Consider the following 15,540-nt stretch of genomic DNA (forward strand, 5'->3'; position numbering starts at 1 on the left):
TCAGCCGGCGCCCCGCTCGAACGCCGTCGGATCGAACCCGCCGACCTCCGCCAGCGGGGTCACCTCGAAGCGGAGATGCGGGCTGAGCGGGTTCCCGTACAGCAGCGTGTTCAGCTCCTCGTGCGAGGCGACCTCGTAGATCAGCAGGCCGCCCGAGGCGCCGACCCTGATCCAGTTGTGCCGGATGATCCCCTTGTCCACCAACCCCCGGACGTACGCGAACCCCTCGGGGAGCCGCCGCCTGAACGCGTCGGCGTCGATACCGGTGGGGGACTGGGTCGCCAGCACGGCGAACAGCGCCATCGTGCCTCCAAAGTCATGAGTCCGATGCCCGAGTGTCGGCCGCGCCGGTCACCGACGGCTCGACGCCCGCTCGAAGGGAGTTCCCGATGAGATGGCTGGTCACCGGAGCCGGGGGGCTCCTCGGGCACGAGGTGACGGCCGCCCTGGCCGCCGAGGGCGCCGGCGCGGTCGGCCTCGACCGGCGCGCCCTGGACATCACCGACCCCGCCGCCCTGGCCGAGGCCTTCGCCCGGCACCGCCCCGGCCTCGTCGTCAACTGCGCCGCCCATACGGGGGTGGAGGCGGCCGAGGAGGAAGAGGAGCGGGCCGTCCTCGTCAACGGGGACGGCCCCCGGCACCTGGCGGCCCTCTGCGCCCGGCACGGCACCCGGCTGCTGCACCTCTCCACCGACTACGTCTTCCCGGGCGACGCCGACACCCCGTACCCCGAGGACCATCCGACGCGCCCCCTCAACGCGTACGGGCGGAGCAAACGCGCAGGCGAACGGGCCGTCCTCGGACTGCTGCCCGACCGGGGCGCCGTGGTCCGCACGGCCTGGCTGTACGGGCGGCACGGGCCGGACTTCGTCCGCGCCATGAGCGGGCGGGCGCGAGGCGAAGGGCCCGTGGACGTGGTCGCCGACCAGTTCGGACAGCCGACCTGGGCCGCGGACGTGGCACGCCTCCTGCTCGCCCTCGGGCGCACGCCGGGCGCGCACGGCGTCTTCCACGCCACCAACGCGGGCCGGGCCAGCTGGTACGAGCTGGCCCGCGAGGTGTTCCGGCTCGTCGGCGCCGACCCGGACCGGGTGCGGCCCGTGTCCGGCGCGGCGTTCGGCGGACGCGTGCCCCGGCCCCGGTACACCGTGCTGGGCCACGCCCGCTGGCGGGAGGCCGGCATCCCGGCGCCCCGGCCGTGGCGGGAGGCGCTGGCGGAGGCGCTGCGCGCTTTTGAGGAGCCCTGAGGCCCGCCTGCGCGCCGCCTCAGCCGTCCCAGGCCCTGCGTCGGTGCCGGGCGGTCAACCCCTCAAGGACCGGGACCAGTTCGGCCGGGGACGGCATCGCGAGGGTCTCCTCCCTGAGCCGTGCCGCCGCGCGTGCGTACGAGGGGTCGTGCAGCACCCGGTGCACCAGCCCGCGCAGCCCCGCCGGGGTCAGCGGGCCCGGCCCCGTGGGGCGCAGGCCCGCGCCGGAGCGGACGACCAGGTCCGCCCTCGGGTGGAGGTCCCACAGCTCGTTGGGGACGACGATCTGCGGGACGCCGTGCACCAGCGCGTTCTGGGAGGTGCCGAACCCGCCCTGGTGCACGATCGCGGAGCAGGACGGCAGCAGCGCGTCGAGCGGGACGAAGTCCACCGCCCGCACGTTGTCGGGCAGCCGCCCGGCCGTCGCCAGCTGGCCCGCGTCGAGCGTCGCCACGACCTCGGCGTCGAGCTCGGCCAGCGCCTCCAGGAGGACCGGGACGGAGGTCCGCTCGCCGCCCATCACCTCGCGGAACGAGAGGCCGAGGGTCAGACAGACCCGGGGCCGGGAGGGCGGCTCGCGGAGCCACTCCGGCAGCACGGCCCGCCCGTTGTACGGGACGTGCCGCACGGGGACCCAGGGCAGGTCCGTGGGGGCGCGCAGCGGGGCGGGGGCGGGGTCGACGGTCCACTGACCGGTCACCAGGTCCTCGCTGAAGCCGCCGCCGTGGCGGGCCGCGGTCCACTCCAGCCACTCGGCGAGCGGGTCCTCGCGCAGCGCCGGGGGCCGGGCGGTGAGCGAGGCGAGGTGCCGCCGCCGCATCGTGCCGACGAGGTCGAGGCCGTACAGCAGGCGCGCGTGCGCCGCCCCGCAGGCCCGGGCGGCGATGGATCCGCCCATCATGAGGGTGTCCCAGACCACCAGGTCGGGGCGCCAGCGCCGGGTCAGGGCGACGAGGTCGTCGACGGTCTCGTCGGCCGAGAAGTTCTGGAAGATGGCCGAGGTCATGACGGTGAAGAGGCCGTCGAGGAAGTCGGGCGTCAGCCGCTCGGGCCGGTCCTCCGCCATCCGCATCAGTTCCTGGGCGTCGGGCGGGTCCGAGAGGCGCTCGGCGGCCTTCTCCTGCCGCCGCCGCAGCTCCTCCACGGACTCGTCCTGCGCCAGCCGGGGCCCCACCGGGACGGCGGGCAGCCCCGCCGCGGTGATGGCGTCCACGAGGTCCGGCTGGCTGGCGACGCGCACCTCGTGGCCGGCGGCGCGCAGGGCCCAGGCAAGCGGGACCTGGACGAAGAAGTGGGGTGTGGCGGCCAGGGTCACAAACAGCACTCGCATGGCGGCGAGGCTAGGAAGCGGCCCTCGATCCCGCCTCGACGAGCGCGCGAACGGTTCGGCGACCGGCCGCGAACGGGGCTTGTCGAGCCTCCACCGGCCGTCGAGCCGATCGCGAGGCGACGGCGAGGCTACGTTCAAGGCAGCGGCGTGGCGGCGTCAAGGCAGCGGCGAGGCTACGTCAAGGCGACGGCGGGGCGGCGTCAAGACGACGGCGGGGTGGCGGCAAGGCAGCGGCGTGGCGGCGTCAAGGCAGCGGCGAGCCGCCGTCAGCGGCCGGGCAGCCAGGCCTCGTCGTCGGTGGCATGGGCGAGGACGCGCTGGAGCAGCTCGCGCAGGGTCTCGACCTCGTCCGCGTCGAGATCGCCGAGCAGCTCGGTCTCCACCCGCTCCAGCGGACCGTCGATCCGGGTGAGCAGATAGCGCGCGGTGTCGGTGATCTCCAGCCGGCGGGAGCGGTCGTCGGCGCCCGGACGGCGGCGCACATGACCGGCCTCGGCGAGGTCGTTCACCAGCTGGTGCACGGACTGCCGGGCGACGCCGAGCTGCCGCGCCAGCTCCGCCATGGTCAGCTCCGGTTCGAGCGAGAGCTGCGTCAGCAGACCGTACTGACGCACCGTCAGATCGTAGTCCTGCAACCGCTCGTCCACCCGGCGCGTCGCCACCGTGCTCGCCACCGCCAGGAGATAGGGGATGTGTGTCCGCAAGGTTCACCTCGACCGGGAGACGCGTGATCTTCTCTCCTCCGACGGTATGTCATACCCCGCCGTTCCGCCGACCGGAGCGGTGCGCCGCCACCAGCCGCTCCAGGGTCGGCACGATCTCCGCGGGCGACGGCGTCCCCAGCAGCTCGGCGCGCACTGTGGCGGCGGCGCGCGCGAACGACCCGTCGTCCAGCACCCGCTCCACCATCGCCCGCAGCCGGGCGGCGGTCAGCTCCTCCGGCGGGCAGGTCAGGGCCACCCCGGCCGCCCGGGCCCGCTCCGCCCGCGGGGTGTTGCACCACATCCGGGCCGGGACCACGACCTGCGGCACCCCGTGGGCCAGCGCGGTCAGGAAGGTCCCCGCCCCGCCGTGGTGGATGATCGCCGCACAGCTCGGCAGCAGCTCGTCGAGCGGCACGAAGTCGACGGCGCGGACGTTCGGCGGCAGCGGACCGGCCTCCGCGAGCTGCGCGGAGTCGAGCGTGGCCACCACCTCCACGTCCAGATCGGCGACGGCCGCGAGGAGTTCGCCGACGGACGCCTGGTCCCGGCCCACCACCTCGCGGAAGGAGACGCCGAGGGTCAGACAGACCCGGCGCCGCGCGGGCGCCCCGTCCAGCCAACCGGGCACCACGGCCCGACCGTTGTACGGCACGTAGCGCACGGGCACCCGGGGCAGCGGGACCGGCAGCGCCAGGGACGTGGGGACGGGGTCGATGGTCCACTGGCCCGTCACCAGCTGCTCGTCGAAGCCCCGGCCGCCCGGCCCGGACAGGCCGTGCCGTTCGAGGACCTGCCCCAGCCACTCCTCCAGCGGATCGTCCCTCAGCTCCGGCGGCAGCCGGTCCAGGACACTCCGGTAGCGCTCGCGCAACAGCCCCACCAGGTCCAGGCCGAACATCAGCCGGGCGTGCGCGGCGCCCACGGCACGCGCGGCGACCGGCCCGGCGTACGTCATGGTGTCCCAGACCACCAGGTCCGGCCGCCAGTCACGGGCGAAGCCGACCAGGTCGTCGATCATCCGGTCCGGGACCGTGTTCCGGTGCACCAGGGGGGTCCACGCGGCGAAGATCCCGTGCAGGTGCTCGGGCGTGAGCCGCGCGGGGTCGATGTCGCCCGGGTCGAGGACGCGGAGCCAGGCGTCGTCGCGCAGTTCCGCCGGAAGTCCCGTGTCGTCGGGGTTCATCCGGGCCGCGACGTGCAGCGGGTCGCCGACCGGCACCGCCGTCAGACCGGCCCGGGTGATGTCCTCGGTCACGTCCGGCTGGGCCGCGACCCGCACCTCGTGCCCGGCCGCGCGCAGCGCCCACGCGAGCGGGACCTGGGCGGCCACGTGGGTGGCGGCGGCGAAGGGCTGGAACAGGACGCGCATCGGCGTTCCCCTCTCGGACGGTTCGGGTCGGGACGGGAGGAGCGGGCACGGGGGCTCCGCTCCGCCCCGGTCGGGCGGGGTCAGGTCAGGGAGAGGCCGCCGTCGACCGGCACCACCAGGCCGTTGGCGTACGCGGCCTCCGGCCGGGCGAGCTGGACGGCCCACCAGGCGATCTCCTCGGGGCGGGCGACCCGGCCGCTCGGAGTCCGGGCGGCGATCTGCTCCAGGAAGGCCGCGTGCCCGGGGTCGGCGCCGCCGGAGTCCGGAGCGGCCCGGGTGTCGGTCACCCCGGGAGCGATCCCCACGACCCGGACGCCGTGCGGGGCCAGCTCCACGGCCCAGGTCCGGGTGAGGAAGTCGAGACCGGCCTTGGCGGCCCCGTACAGGCCGTTGTCCGGCCAGGACCGCAGGCCGAGCGCGCCGGCGGAGCCGATGTTGACCACCGTGCCGGACCGCTCCGCCAGGTGCGGCAGCGCGGCCCGGGTGAGCAGGACGGGGGCCAGGAGGTTGGTGTGGAGCTGCCGTTCGGCCTCGGCGCGGTCCAGCGCGGCGAGCGGGCGGTATCCCATCGCGGCCGCGTTGTTCACCAGGACGTCGAGCCCGCCGAGGGTGCGCACGGCGGCGTCGGCGATCCGGTCCGGGGCGTCCGGCCCGGTCACGTCGGCGACCAGGACCCGGATGCCCGGGTGGCCCTCGGCGGTCCCGGCGAGCGTGGCCTCGGTGCGGCCGACGACGAGCACCCGGTCGCCGTGCTCGGCGAAGGCGCGGGCGGTGGCCCGGCCGATGCCGGTGCCGCCGCCGGTGACGACGATCCCGCGCGGGGCGCGGTCCGTGGGCCGGCGGCCCGGCTCTTCGGTCGACTCGGTTCGTGTGGTCATGCCGGGCAGGATCCGGAGGCGGCCTCGCAAGCACCTCGACGCTCGCGCACCGGGCCCGGCCGCGGAAGGGGAGCCGGACCCGTCCCCTCAGCCACCGCTCGCCAGCGCCTCCAGTTCGGCGGCGAGCGCGGCGGGGCTCGGCGCTTCGGCGATCTCCGCGCGGAGCCGGGCCGCCGCGTCCCGGTGGGCCGCGTCCTCGATCAGGCGCTCGACACCGGCCCGGATCGTCTCCTCGTCGGCGAGGTGCCCGGGCACGTGCAGCGCGGCGCCGCTGCCGGCCAGCCGCTCGCCGACGATCTGCTGCTCGGCGGCGAAGGTCGCGACGAACTGCGGCACCCCCGCCCACAGAGCCGTCAGGGCGCTGCCACTGCCCCCGTGGTGCAGCACCGCCGAACAGCCCGGCAGCAGCGCGGCCAGCGGCAGGTGCTCGACGACCCGGACCGCGTCGGGCACCGCGCCGAGCGCGGCGACGTCCCGGGCCGTGGCGGTGAGCACCACCTCGCAGTCGAGACCTTCCAGGGCGGCGACGATCCGTGGCAGGAGGAACGAGTCGGGCCCGCACAGCGTGGACAGGGCGGTGGACCAGCTCACGCAGACCCGGGTCCGCTCCGGTGGCCGCGCGGTCCAGGCCGGGGCGGCCCCGGAGCCGTTGTACGGGACGTAGCGGACGGGCAGTCGCTCGGCCAGGACCGGGACCTTCAGCGACGGCGGGCTGGGGTCGACGACCCGCTCGATCATCCCCAGGTCGAACGCCCCCAGGCCGTACCGGGGGAAGGAGCCGCTCAGGTCGGTGGGCACGATCCGCATGTGGTCGGGGTCGTGCGGACTCGCCGGGCCCCACAGGCACAGCGCCGACGGGACGCCGGACAGCCTGGCGACGAGCAGGCCCTCCAGGCTCCCCGGATCGTGCAGGACCAGCCGCGGCCGCCAGTCCCGGGCGTAGGCCACGGCCGCGTCGAAGCCGCGCGCTGTGGACTCCGCCAGGGCCGGCGCGTAATCCGCCGCGAACCGCTCGGCGTCGAACGCGTCGAGCCGGTCCATCCGTTCGCCCGTGAGCGGATGCGGCGGGAGCCAGGGGTACGGCCAGATCCCGTGGACCGCCTCGGCGTGGTACTGGAGCCGCAGCCGCAGCACCTCGTCCATCCCCGACAGGACCGGCACCGGCACCAGGCCGGACCGCCCGACCGCGTCCGCCTGGGACGCGGCGCACACCACCCGGACCTCGTGACCGGCCGCCTGGAGCGCCCAGCCCAGCGGCACCATGGCCGCGTACTGGGTGGGCCACGACGACACGGTGAACAGGACGCGCACGGTGGATCTCCTCCGTCTCGATGCTCCCCACGGACCCCCCGAGGGGGGCTGGTCTCACTTGGCGCCGAGCGCGGTCCAGACGTCGGCGTCCATCCAACTCGGCAGCGTGTCCTCCCCGTTGGTGCCCTTCTCCACGAAGACGAGGTTGTGATAGGCGTGCACCCCGGTGACGGTGCTCTGCGTCACGGTGGGACGGCCGACGGACGGCTCCCGGTGCTCCCGGTGGTGCAGGTCGTCGATCAGCTCCTTGACGAGACCGAGCGAGGTGTCGGGCCCGGCGACACCGCCGGAGCTGCCGCCGAAGTCGCCGAAGTAGGCGGTCTGGAGGTCCTCGATCACATACAGACCGCCGGGCCGCACCAGGGGGAACAGGGTGCGGAACGAGGTGCGCACATGCTCGTTGACGTGGCTGCCGTCGTCGATGACGAGGTCGAAGGGCCCGTGCTCGCGTGCCAGCGCGGTGAGATACGCCGGATCGTTCTGGTCGCCGACCAGCGCCGTGATCCGGGGCTCGGTCAGCGCCGTCTTGTCGTACAGGTCGAGACCGAAGATCTCGCCCCGGGGGAAGAAGCGCTTCCACATCTTGAGCGAGCCGCCGCCCAGGTCGTCCTCGAAACCGCCGATCCCGATCTCCAGAACCCGCACCGGACGGTCGCGGTAGCGGGCGAAGTGCCGCTCGTAGTGCGCCGTGTACCAGTGGAAACTGGCCCACTTGTCGGAGCCGTACCGGATGGACAGCTCGCCCAGATCCGGGCAGCGCCCGGTGCAGCCGGCCATGAGGGTGGCGGTCGCCTGGGCCGCCGCGCGCAGCACCGTGTTCATCTCGGCGAGGAGCTCACGCAGCTGCCCGGGATCCTCCGGCGTCGGCATGAAGGAGTTGGTGAAGTCCCCGGTACGGGGGGAGTCCGTCGGCCCGAAGAGCCGACGGACCAGTCCCGTGGCGGTGAAGGTCAGCCGGGAACGCACCCGGGCGGTGTCGTCGGCGACCACCCGGACCGGCTCGTCGCGCACCATGCGCAGGGTCGCCGTGTGCCGCTCACCGCCGTGGGTCAGGTCGAGCGCCACGTCGACGGGGGTGGTGTTGGCCGGTTCGGGGCAGCGGAACAGCACCTCCTCGACGAGGACGCGCGCCACGGCGGCGAGACCGGCGTCCTTCAGCAGGGCGTCGATCTCGTCGTCCGTGCCGGCTCCGGCTCGGATCAGGCGTCGGATCAGGGCGTTCTCTGCGGCGTCCACCATGTCGGCGTCCCATCGGTCCACGGGTCCAGGAAGAGAGAGGTCCCGCACACGGTCGACGGCGGGCCTTGAGCCCCGCTCGACCGACACTGAACCCGCCCCCTGGAGACCGCCGCCGCACCCTCCCCGGTCCGTGCCCGCGCCGCCCTCAGAAGTCCGCGCGGTGGTCGGCCACCCACTCCGCGAAGGTCCGGGCCGGCCGCCCCGTGATGTGCTCGGCGGTCGGGCCCACCGGCACGTCCACCGGGTCCTGGAGGAGCCAGTCCACCGCCTCCGCCGGCATCCCCTGGCCCAGCCACAGCGCGCGGGCCCCGTCCACCGTCAGCTCCTCGAAGCGCAGATCGCGGCCGAGCACCCGGCTCAGGGTGCGCACCTGCTCGTGCTTGGCCAGGGACTCCGGACCGGCGAAGGAGTACGCCCGCCCGGCGTGCCCGTCCTGGAGCAGCGCCGCGAGCGCCACGTCGGCGATGTCCGCCTCGTGCACCGGGGCGCTGCGGGCCGCGCCGAAGGGGGCGCGGACCAGGTTCTCGGCCCGGATCGTCGGGGCCCACCAGGTCAGCAGGTTGGCCATGAACTCGCCCGGCCTGACATGCGTCCATTCCAGGCCGGAGGCCTCCACCGCACGCTCCACCGCGGTGTGGTGGTCGCCGCTGTAGTCCCCGTCCGCGTACTCGGCCGACACCGACGAGAGCACGACGATCCGCCGCACCCCGGCCTTCGCGGCCCGTGCCGTGAACTCCTCGGCGGTGCCGGGCAGCGGGAAGAGATAGGCCCGGTCGGTCCCGGCGAGCGCCGCGTCCAGGCTCGACGGATCGGCGAGGTCGCCGCTTACCACCTCCACCCCCTCGGGCAGCGCGGCCCGCTCGGGCGCCCGGGTCAGCGCCCGCACCTCCTCGCCCGCCTCCAGCAGCCCCTTCACCACGTGCCGGCCCACATTCCCCGTGGCACCCGTCACCAGAACGGTCATGTCGTCGTCTCCTTCATATGCGTACGCCGTGTGCGTACGTCGTGTGCGTGTCGTGCTGCGGTCTGTTCTGTTCCTGCCGTGCTCCAGCGCCCGTCGAGCACGGGGTGCCACGCTCCGGCGGCGTGCGGACCTCTCCGTACGCGCACTCCACGACACGATCCGGGAGGGACCATGACCGGCGCGGAAGGACGCGTGGCCGTCGTCACCGGGGGGACCAGTGGGATCGGCCTCGCCGTGGCCCGAGCACTGGGCCGGGAAGGGCTGCGGATCTTCCTCTGCGCCCGCGACGCCGACGCGGTCGCCGAGACCGTCAAACTCCTGCGGGAGGAGGGGGTGGACGCCGACGGGCAGAGCTGCGACGTGCGCTCCACGGAGCGGGTGGACGCCTTCGTGCGCGCCGCCGTCGCACGCTTCGGCCCGATCGACATCCTCGTCAACAACGCGGGGCGCAACGGCGGCGGCCCCACCGCCGAGCTGACGGACGAGCTCTGGCTCGACGTCCTCGACACCAATCTCACCAGCGTGTTCCGGGTGACCAGGGCCGCCCTGACCACCGGCGGCATGCTGGAGCGCGGGCGCGGACGCATCGTCAACATCGCCTCCACCGGGGGCAAGCAGGGCGTCGTGCTCGGCGCCCCGTACTCCGCCTCCAAACACGGCGTCGTCGGCTTCACCAAGGCGCTGGGCCTCGAACTGGCCAGGACCGGCATCACCGTCAACGCGGTCTGCCCCGGATACGTCGAGACCCCGATGGCCGAACGGGTGCGCGCGGGGTACGCGGCGGTGTGGGACACCACCCCCGAGGCGGTGCTCGAACGCTTCGAGGCGAAGATCCCGCTGGGCCGCTACAGCACCCCCGAGGAGGTGGCGGGACTGGTCGGCTATCTGGTCACCGACACGGCCGCGGCCATCACCGCCCAGGCCCTCAACGTCTGCGGCGGCCTGGGCAATTACTGACCCGCCGGAATCTCCGGCCGGTCCCCCCGCGCCCGCCGCCCCGCCCCCGGTCACGCCGGCCCGTCCGCCGCGCCGACGTCCGGGTCCGGGTCGGCGGGCGTCCCCTTGAGCGCGTGGAAGCCGGGGGTGCCCGCGACCAGCAGCGTGCCGTCCCACAGCAGCCCCGCCGCCTCCCCGCGCGGCACGCGGGAGAGGACCGGGCCGAAGAACGCCACCGCGGGCCGCTCCGGCTCCGCCGGGTCCGACACGGCGACCACCGGGGTGCCGGCGCGCGGGCCGAGCAGCCCCGTCGCGTCGGCGTGCGAGGCGCGCAGCCTGGTGTCGTACGCGGTGGTCGCGCCGGCCGCCGCGAGGCCGGGCGGCAGCCCGGCGGCGGCCAGGGCCACCGCCGGGTCGTCGATCCAGCGCTTGGCGCGGTCGGCCCACAGAGCCTCGTGGAAGCGGACCAGGGCCCCCTGCCCGTGCTCGTGCAGCACGGCCGTGGCGATCCGCGCGGGCACCAGGAGGTAGCCCTCGGGGTCCCCCTCCGGATCGTCGTCGCGCCCCTCGTTGAGGAAGGTCAGGCTCATCAGGTGCCAGCGCAGGTCCAGCGGGCGCACCCGGGCCGCCTCCCGCAGCCAGCGGGAGGTCAGCAGGGTGTAGGGACAGGAGGGGTCGAACCAGACGTCCACGGTACGGGCGTTCACCGGTCCTCCTTCGGATCGTGGGGCGGGCGGCGTACGGGCGTGCTCACACCGAGGCGTTGCGCATGCCGCGGATGCCCGCCCACACGCCCAGGACCGCGATGGCGGCCGCGGCGGCCACCCCGTACAGGACGCCGGTCTCGGTGAACCGGCCGTCGAAGAGGGCGCGTTCGGCCTCGACCACGTACGTCACGGGGTTGATCCGGCTCAGCACGTACAGCCAGCCCGGCGCCGAGGCCTGGGTGATGGGCAGCAGGACCCCGGAGAGCAGCAGCAGCGGGAAGAAGATCACCTGCTGCACGCCGTAGAACAGGGTCTGCTGCTTGCGGGAGTGGAGCGCCAGGGTGAAGGAGAGGGCGCCGATCCCGATGCCGAAGACGCTCAGCAGGGCGAGCCCCGCCAGGGCGCCGGGCACATGGAGGCGGAAGTCGGTCGGGAGCAGCAGGGCGAGGATGAGCAGGGCCTGCGTGAGCAGGACCACGACCTCCTTCAGGGCCCGGCCGACGAGCATGGCGGCACGGTTGAGCGGGGTGACGAGCATCCGCTCGAAGGCGCCCGAGGACATCTCGTTGAGCAGCGAGGCGCCGGCCCCGGCGGTGGCGGACAGGCCGAGCAGGACGAGCATGCCGGGCACGAACCACTGCCAGGGGGAGCCCGTTCCGGTCCCGCCGCCCGTGCCCATGTTCGGGAGGAGCGGTGCGAAGAGCCCGAGGAACAGGAAGGGCAGCATCATGGTGAAGAGGAGGCCGGCGGGCTGACGCAGTTCGGGCCACATTTCGCGGGCGAACGCGGTGCGGGTGTCGTTGATCACCTTCATGGTCAGGCTCCGTGGTCCGCGGTGGCGGCGTCGTCGGTGGCGGAACCGGCGCTCTCCCGGAGGGTGCGGCCGGTCAGGGTCAGGAAGACGTCGTCGAGGGTGGGGCGGGCCAGCCGGGCGCTGCGTACCCGTAACCCGGCCGCGTCCAGGCGGCGCAGCAGCACCGGCAGCCGGACGTCGCCGTCGGAGGCGCGCACCCGCACCTCCGTGTCCTCGACGGTCACGTCCCGCACACCGGGCAGGGCACGGGCGAGTTCGGCGGCCCGCCCCGCGTCGGCGGCGTCGGCGGTCCCCACGGTGACGAGGTCGCCGGCCAGGTCGGCCTTGAGGTTCTCGGGGGAGTCGTCGGCGATCACCCGGCCGTGGTCGACGACCAGCACCCGGCGGGCCCAGAGGTCGGCCTCCTCCAGATAGTGGGTGGTGAAGACCACGGTGGTGCCGAGCTCCTTGTGCAGCCGCAGCACGTGCTCCCAGATGTTGGCGCGGCTGTGCGGGTCGAGACCGGTGGTGGGCTCGTCGAGGAAGAGCAGCTCCGGCTCGTGGACCAGGGCCATGGCGATGTCCAGGCGGCGCCGCTGGCCGCCGGAGAGGGTGCCCACCGTCCGGGCGGCCAGGCCCTCCAGCTCCAGGGCGGCCAGCAGGCGTTCGGCGCGGGCGCGGGACTCCGCCTTGCCGAGTCCGTACGCGCGGCCCTGGGTGACGAGCTCGTCGGTGACGCGGAAGGTGGTGCCGGCGCTGTTGCCCTGCCCCAGGTAGCCGATGCGGCGGCGCACCCCGGCGGGGTCGGTCACGACGTCGTGCCCGGCGACGGTCGCGGTGCCGGAGGTCGGAGGGAGCAGGGTGGTGAGCATCCGCAGACTGGTGGTCTTCCCGGCGCCGTTCGGGCCGAGGAAGGCGACCACGGATCCCGCGTCGATGTCGAGATCGAGGCCGCGCACGGCTTCGACGGTCTCTCCCTTGGCGCGGAAACTGCGGGCGAGTCCGCGTGTGTGGATCATGGGTTCTCCCGGACGGGGGTGGTGGAGGGGCGAGCCTGGGAGGGCACGGTGGTCATGGCTCCGCGAGGGCCGGAGGTCCGGCCCCGGACAGGCCGAGGGGAAGTCAGATGCTCTGGGCTCTTGACTTCTGAGAGCTTAGAAGCGTCAATAACGTCACTGTCAGCCTTGCTGACAGTCCCGGCCCGTCCCTCGAACCGGCCTTCGACACCCCTCCCGCGCGACCACGCCCGCGCCTCTCCCACGCGTCCAGCACCCCTCCAGCGGTACGCCAGCGGCGCCGCCCAGGCTGGCCGCCGACAGGCGAGGCGGCCGTCGGGCCGCCCGGGAAGGGCGGTGCATCCCTTGGTACGACTCACCCGCAGACGGCTCATGGAACTCTCGGCGGCCTCCGGGGGCGCCGCGCTGCTCGGCGGCACGGCCGAGGCCGCCCCGCGCCCGGCGGGCGGTCCGCCGCCCCTGGGCCCGGTGACGATCGGTCCGGACGACCCCCGCTACACCGAGCTCACCACCCGCGGACACAACGGCCGCTTCACGGGGACCCCGGACGTGGTGCACCTCGTCGGCTCCGCCGAGCAGGTCGTCCAGGCCGTGGACCAGGCCGCCCGGGACCGCAGGCGGATCGCCGTCCGCAGCGGCGGCCACTGCTTCGAGGGCTTCGTCGACGACCCCGCCGTACGGGTCCTCATCGACGTCTCCGAGATGACGGGCGTCGCGTACGACCCGGAGCGCGAGCTCTTCGCCGTCGAGTCCGGCGCCACGCTCGGACGGGTCTACCGGACGCTCTACCTGGGCTGGGGCGTGACCCTCCCCGGCGGCGGCTGCCCCACCGTCGGGGTCGGCGGCCATGTCGCGGGCGGCGGGTACGGGGCGCTCTCCCGCAGGTACGGGCTTGTCGTCGACCACCTGTACGGCGTCGAGGTCGTCGTCGTGGACAGGTCGGGCCGGGCCCGGCTCGTCGAGGCCACCCGCGACTCGACCGGCGCCGAGCGCGAGCTGTGGTGGGCGCACACCGGAGGCGGCGGAGGCACCTTCGGCGTCGTCACCCGCTACCTCTTCCGCTCACCGGGCGCGACCGGCGCCCCCGGCGCCCTGCTGCCCGGGCCGCCCGCCGCCGTGCGGTCGGTCTCCCTCGGCTGGCAGTGGCAGGACCTGGACCGGGAGGCGTTCGTCAGGCTGCTGCGCGCGCACGGCGACTGGCACCAGCGGCACGCGGGGCTCGACTCGCCGTACGCGGAGCTGTCCAGCGGACTCACCCTCGGCCACCGGGCGAGCGGGCGGATCACCGTGGACGCTGCCCTCGACGCCTCCCGGCCCCGCGCGGCACAGCTCCTCGACGCCTTCGTCGCCGAACTGACCGGCGCCGTCCGAGCCCCGTACACGGCCACCGGCGCCACCACACCCTGGCTGAAGTCGGTGCTCGGCGGCGTCCAATGGCCCGGCGGGGCCCGCTTCAAGTCCAAGTCGACGCTGCTGCGCACCCCCTGGACGGACCGGCAGGCCGGCGTCCTGCACGCGCATCTCAACCGGGGCGGCGAGGAGTTCGCCACCGCCGGCGTCTACCTCACCTTCCTCGGCGGACGCATCAACACCGTCCGCCCGGACGCCACCGCCATGCCCCACCGCGACTGCCTCTTCAGCGTGGTCCACGAGGCCCTCTGGGGCGAGGAGCGGCAGACCGAAGGCCAACTGGCCTGGGTCCGCGGCCTCTACCGGGACCTGCACGCCGACACCGGCGGAGTGCCCGTGCCCGGCGACGCCAACGGCGGCGCGTACCTCAACTACCCGGACACCGACCTCGCCGACCCGGACTGGAACACCTCGGGCGTGCCCTGGAGCACGCTCTACCACCGGGGCAACCACCGGCGGCTGCAACGCGCCAAGCAACGCTGGGACCCGCTCGACCTGTTCCACCACGCCCTGTCCGTCCGCCCGCCCGAGCCGTTCTCCAGCCGCCGTCCAGAGCGGGGACCGACGCTGGGGCCCCACTGACCCGCAGTGGAGCCGGACGGAGGACCATGGCACATCCCGTGACCCACCACACCGAACACGCGATCACGGTGGCCGCCGGGGCGCGGCGCGTCTTCGGCCTGATCGTCGACATCGGCCGCTGGCCGGAGACCTTCCCGCCCACCGTCCACGCCGAACACGTCGAACGCGGCGAGACGGAGGAGCGCATCCGGATCTGGGCCACCGCCAACGGCGAGGTCAAGACCTGGACCTCGCACCGCCTGCTCGACCGCGAAGGACTCGGCGTCCGCTTCCGCCAGGAGGTCTCCCAGCCGCCGGTGGCCGCCATGGGCGGCGAGTGGATCGTCGAGCCGCTCTCCGCCACCGAGAGCCGGGTGCGGCTGCTGCACGACTTCCGCGCCGTCGACGACGACCCGGAGAAGACGGCGTGGATCCGGCGCGCGATCGACCACAACAGCGCCGCCGAACTGGCCGCGCTGCGCACCGCCGCCGAACAGGCCGAGACCCGCGCCGAGCTCGTCCTGACCTTCGCGGACACCGTGGAGTTCACCGGTGACGTCAAGGCGGCCTACGCCTTCGTGGACGAGGCCGGCCGCTGGCCCGAGCGGCTGCCCCACGTGGCCCGCGCCGCCCTGTCCGAGGAGACGCCCGGCGTCCAGACCCTGGAGATGGAGACCCGTACCGCGGACGGCTCCTCGCACACCACGCGCTCCGTACGGATCTGCTTCCCGCACGAGAGGATCGTCTACAAACAGCTCGTCACCCCCGCCCTGATGACGGCCCACACCGGGGCGTGGCTGTTCCGGGAGCACGGCGAGGGCGAGGAACCGGGCGGCAGCGTCACCTCCGTGCACACCGTGGTCCTCAACGAGGAGGCTGTCACGGAGGTCCTGGGACCGGACGCCACCGTCGCCGACGCCCGCGCGTTCGTACGCGGCGCCCTGAGCCGCAACAGCACCGTCACCATGGAACACGCGGTCGCCCACGCCCGGAGGGACGGGGACTGACGGACGTACGAAGAGGGGGGAGGACCGGTGAAGCCGTCCGCCCCCCCCCTCGAACGTCCCACAAGCCT

The 15,540-nt window shown here is 74.4% G+C and carries 15 protein-coding genes; 4 read left to right on the forward strand and 11 right to left on the reverse strand.

Annotated features, from left to right (window positions below; translation table 11 throughout):
• Complete coding sequence (locus ABTZ54_RS32185; protein WP_351670133.1) at positions 1 to 303, reverse strand: muconolactone Delta-isomerase family protein; 303 nt, start codon at positions 301 to 303, stop codon at positions 1 to 3.
• Between the two features lie 86 nt (positions 304 to 389).
• Between ABTZ54_RS32185 and rfbD the strand changes: the two genes are divergently transcribed.
• Positions 390 to 1,247 (forward strand): dTDP-4-dehydrorhamnose reductase, encoded by an 858-nt coding sequence (rfbD, locus tag ABTZ54_RS32190; RefSeq protein WP_351670136.1) that lies wholly within the window; start codon positions 390 to 392, stop codon positions 1,245 to 1,247.
• Positions 1,248 to 1,266: 19 nt separating this feature from the next.
• Here the strand turns inward: rfbD and ABTZ54_RS32195 are convergent, their stop codons facing one another.
• From ABTZ54_RS32195 to ABTZ54_RS32225, 7 genes are all read right to left on the reverse strand, one after another.
• Positions 1,267 to 2,577, reverse strand: coding sequence for an activator-dependent family glycosyltransferase (locus tag ABTZ54_RS32195; protein ID WP_351670139.1), 1,311 nt, complete (start codon positions 2,575 to 2,577; stop codon positions 1,267 to 1,269).
• 266 nt (positions 2,578 to 2,843) lie between these two features.
• Positions 2,844 to 3,281: a MarR family winged helix-turn-helix transcriptional regulator gene (locus tag ABTZ54_RS32200; RefSeq protein WP_351670142.1), complete on the reverse strand. Its 438-nt coding sequence runs from the start codon at positions 3,279 to 3,281 to the stop codon at positions 2,844 to 2,846.
• A 49-nt stretch (positions 3,282 to 3,330) separates the two neighbouring features.
• On the reverse strand, positions 3,331 to 4,650 hold the full coding sequence (locus ABTZ54_RS32205; protein ID WP_351670145.1) for an activator-dependent family glycosyltransferase: 1,320 nt from the start codon (positions 4,648 to 4,650) through the stop codon (positions 3,331 to 3,333).
• 80 nt (positions 4,651 to 4,730) lie between these two features.
• On the reverse strand, positions 4,731 to 5,528 hold the full coding sequence (locus ABTZ54_RS32210) for an SDR family NAD(P)-dependent oxidoreductase (RefSeq protein ID WP_351670148.1): 798 nt from the start codon (positions 5,526 to 5,528) through the stop codon (positions 4,731 to 4,733).
• Between the two features lie 87 nt (positions 5,529 to 5,615).
• A complete protein-coding gene (locus ABTZ54_RS32215; protein ID WP_351670151.1) occupies positions 5,616 to 6,839 on the reverse strand; it encodes a nucleotide disphospho-sugar-binding domain-containing protein in 1,224 nt (407 codons plus the stop codon).
• Positions 6,840 to 6,893: 54 nt separating this feature from the next.
• Positions 6,894 to 8,099 (reverse strand): class I SAM-dependent methyltransferase, encoded by a 1,206-nt coding sequence (locus tag ABTZ54_RS32220; protein ID WP_351670154.1) that lies wholly within the window; start codon positions 8,097 to 8,099, stop codon positions 6,894 to 6,896.
• 124 nt (positions 8,100 to 8,223) lie between these two features.
• Positions 8,224 to 9,042 carry an NAD(P)H-binding protein gene (locus tag ABTZ54_RS32225; protein ID WP_351670157.1) on the reverse strand — a complete coding sequence of 273 codons (819 nt, stop codon included), beginning with the start codon at positions 9,040 to 9,042 and terminating at the stop codon, positions 8,224 to 8,226.
• A gap of 171 nt (positions 9,043 to 9,213) precedes the next feature.
• Here ABTZ54_RS32225 and fabG point away from each other — a divergent pair, with 171 nt between their 5' ends.
• On the forward strand, positions 9,214 to 9,999 hold the full coding sequence (fabG, locus tag ABTZ54_RS32230; protein ID WP_351670159.1) for a 3-oxoacyl-ACP reductase FabG: 786 nt from the start codon (positions 9,214 to 9,216) through the stop codon (positions 9,997 to 9,999).
• 50 nt (positions 10,000 to 10,049) lie between these two features.
• Here the strand turns inward: fabG and ABTZ54_RS32235 are convergent, their stop codons facing one another.
• The 3 genes from ABTZ54_RS32235 to ABTZ54_RS32245 are packed head-to-tail and all read right to left on the reverse strand — an operon-like array spanning position 10,050 to position 12,497.
• Complete coding sequence (locus ABTZ54_RS32235) at positions 10,050 to 10,685, reverse strand: DsbA family protein (protein ID WP_351670161.1); 636 nt, start codon at positions 10,683 to 10,685, stop codon at positions 10,050 to 10,052.
• A gap of 43 nt (positions 10,686 to 10,728) precedes the next feature.
• A complete protein-coding gene (locus ABTZ54_RS32240) occupies positions 10,729 to 11,499 on the reverse strand; it encodes an ABC transporter permease (protein WP_351670164.1) in 771 nt (256 codons plus the stop codon).
• Positions 11,500 to 11,501: 2 nt separating this feature from the next.
• On the reverse strand, positions 11,502 to 12,497 hold the full coding sequence (locus tag ABTZ54_RS32245; protein WP_351670167.1) for an ATP-binding cassette domain-containing protein: 996 nt from the start codon (positions 12,495 to 12,497) through the stop codon (positions 11,502 to 11,504).
• Between the two features lie 342 nt (positions 12,498 to 12,839).
• Between ABTZ54_RS32245 and ABTZ54_RS32250 the strand changes: the two genes are divergently transcribed.
• Positions 12,840 to 14,486, forward strand: a complete 1,647-nt coding sequence (locus ABTZ54_RS32250; RefSeq protein ID WP_351670170.1) for an FAD-binding oxidoreductase — start codon at positions 12,840 to 12,842, stop codon at positions 14,484 to 14,486.
• A gap of 26 nt (positions 14,487 to 14,512) precedes the next feature.
• Positions 14,513 to 15,472 (forward strand): aromatase/cyclase, encoded by a 960-nt coding sequence (locus tag ABTZ54_RS32255; protein WP_351670173.1) that lies wholly within the window; start codon positions 14,513 to 14,515, stop codon positions 15,470 to 15,472.
• The last annotated feature ends 68 nt before the right edge of the window (positions 15,473 to 15,540 follow it).

It is taken from the genome of Streptomyces sp. NPDC094032 (assembly GCF_040303965.1).
In the GTDB taxonomy this organism is placed as follows: domain Bacteria; phylum Actinomycetota; class Actinomycetes; order Streptomycetales; family Streptomycetaceae; genus Streptomyces.